The sequence below is a fragment of the uncultured Succinivibrio sp. genome, assembly GCF_902756765.1.
Taxonomy (GTDB): Bacteria; Pseudomonadota; Gammaproteobacteria; order Enterobacterales; family Succinivibrionaceae; genus Succinivibrio.
The window spans coordinates 1-2,320 of sequence record NZ_CACVSS010000181.1 but is presented as its reverse complement, the minus strand read 5'-3'; the positions used below and the strand labels follow the sequence as shown (position 1 = coordinate 2,320).

Sequence of the window (2,320 nt, the reverse complement as noted above, 5' to 3'; positions counted from 1 at the left end):
GAATAGTCATCGTCAAAGTCGCAGTGATAAAGCCAGCCATAAGCTTCTTCATACATGGCTGGTGAGCCAAAACCACGAATAAGCATATCTGCCCAATTCGGATCTTCGACAGTTGAGCTAAAAAAATTTTGTAAGGCTATGAAAAGCCTATTTTTTTTGCCTAAAATATATTTGCGTAACATGGCGTAATACATTATAATATAAGTGGATAGGCTATGAGGACGCATTATGAGACTTAGTAAAACCGGTAAGGCTGATAATCACTATTACTACATTATTGAGGACTATAGGACTGCGGAAGGTTATAAAAAGACCAGAACGGTGGAAGCTCTTGGTTGTGCCAGAGAGATTTGTGAAAAGTACGGCGTCACTGATGCAGAAAGCTGGTGCAGAGAGTATATAAATCAGAAGAACCAGGAGCTTAGGGCGTCTAAATTACAGCATAGTCGTTACATGACGGTTAAACTTCAGGAGAATCTTCCTAAAGGAGAAAAGAGCTGTTTATTTAACGCGGGTTATCTAATCCTTGATTCTGTATATCACTCTTTTGGTCTTGCCAATATCTGTAGTGAAATCATGAAGGCTCATCCTCATATCAAAGGTTTTGACTTAAACAATGTCTTAAGAACCATCTTATTTGGACGTATTCTTTTTCCTTCCTCAAAACTGGCTCTTTCAGAAAAATATCAGCAGCGTTTTATTGAAAAGTTTAATTTAGACATTCAGCATATATACAGGGCAATGGATGTCCTAAGCTCAAGCAACACAATAATTCAGGACAGACTGTTTTACTATTCATCAAAAGATGTTAAGCGCAACATTAACCACATCTTTTATGATTGCACCAACTTTTATTCTGAGATAGAAACAGAAGACTGCCTCAAAAAGGATAAATCAGATAAATGGCATGAGCAGCATACCTTAAGAAAATATGGCGCATCAAAAGAACATCGCCCGAATCCAATTGTACAGATGGGCCTGTTAATGGACGGTGATGGCATGCCTCTAGGATTCTGTATCAATCCTGGTAATACCAATGAACAGACAACTCTGATCCCGCTTGAGGAGAAAATCTTTAAAAACTTTAAGAAAGCTGATGTGGTTATTTGTACAGATGCAGGACTGTCATCAGAGAAAATTCGTAAGTTCAATAATAAGGATGCCGATGATCCTACTGTAAAAATGGGTATATCCGGACAGAGACATTTTATCTGTACCCAATCTATAAAGAAATTAAGCCAGCTCCTTGAAGACTGGGCTCTTGAAAAGACAGGCTGGTCTTACTTCACTTTTGACACAGAGACAAAACAGCATCGTATTGTCAGCAACTTTAATCTAGATCAGCTTGAGGGCGAAGAGCTATTTAACAAACATTACAACACAATATTCTTTAAGGAAAGAACAACTGCAGAGAATAATCTCGATTCCAGAATGATTGTTACCTTTTCTCTTAAATATCGTGAATACCTGAGAATGCTTCGTCTTAACAAAGTAAACAGAGCTGAAAAGATGATAGCAAATGGCTCTTATGACAGAGAACGAGATGCCAGCCCTAAATCCTTAATCAAGACTTCATTCGTTGATGAAAAGGGAAATGAAATTAAGAAAAAGACGGTATCTATTAACGATGAAAAGATTTCCGAAGATGAGAGGTTTGACGGCTACTATGCTCTGACTACCGATATCTTTAAAGAAGAATTGCCATTGAGGGAAGTAATTTCAATCAGTGCTCGCAGATGGGAAATTGAAGAATGTTTTAGGATCATGAAGACAGATTTAGAAGCTCGTCCTTTTTATCATAGCAAGGACGACAGAATTATCGCCCATTTCCAGACATGCTTCATGGCTTTGCTCCTACTACGTGGCGTTGAAAGAAAAATAGCAGACTACTATAAAGACATTCGGACCTTTCCTGATGGCAAATACACAATCGATGAAATACTGTTTGCTCTAAGAAATTTAAACGTATTCTCTGTGGGTAAAGGTCAGGGATATATACCAGATTATGAAAATTCGGAGCTTATATCAGATTTACTGAATATATTTGAACTGCAGCCACTGGGGAATCAGGTAGTAATGAGTGACACACTTAAAAAAATAATCAAAAAAATTAAGACATCACCTGCGATGTACAAGATTTCTTAAAAAAGCGTAATACAGCTCTGGCCTTATGCGATAAGCTTCCTGAGCATGTTCATCTTATATAACTGTCGAACTTCGGATATTAAAGGTATAGGTTCTTTCACCGGCGAAGGTTTGTTTTTTACCATTTAACCAAAAAAGAGGCTTGCAATATAGCAGGCCTCTTCTTAGCTTTTTT

The 2,320-nt window shown here is 37.6% G+C and carries 1 protein-coding gene and 1 pseudogene; one reads left to right on the top strand and one right to left on the bottom strand.

Annotated features, from left to right (window positions below; translation table 11 throughout):
• A pseudogene (locus QZU45_RS12160) lies at positions 1-182 on the bottom strand (hypothetical protein); the annotation flags it as partial.
• Positions 183-228: 46 nt separating this feature from the next.
• On the opposite strand from QZU45_RS12160, the gene QZU45_RS12155 reads away from it, so the two are divergent.
• Complete coding sequence (locus tag QZU45_RS12155; protein ID WP_295355670.1) at positions 229-2,145, top strand: IS1634 family transposase; 1,917 nt, start codon at positions 229-231, stop codon at positions 2,143-2,145.
• Positions 2,146-2,320 lie beyond the last annotated feature (175 nt).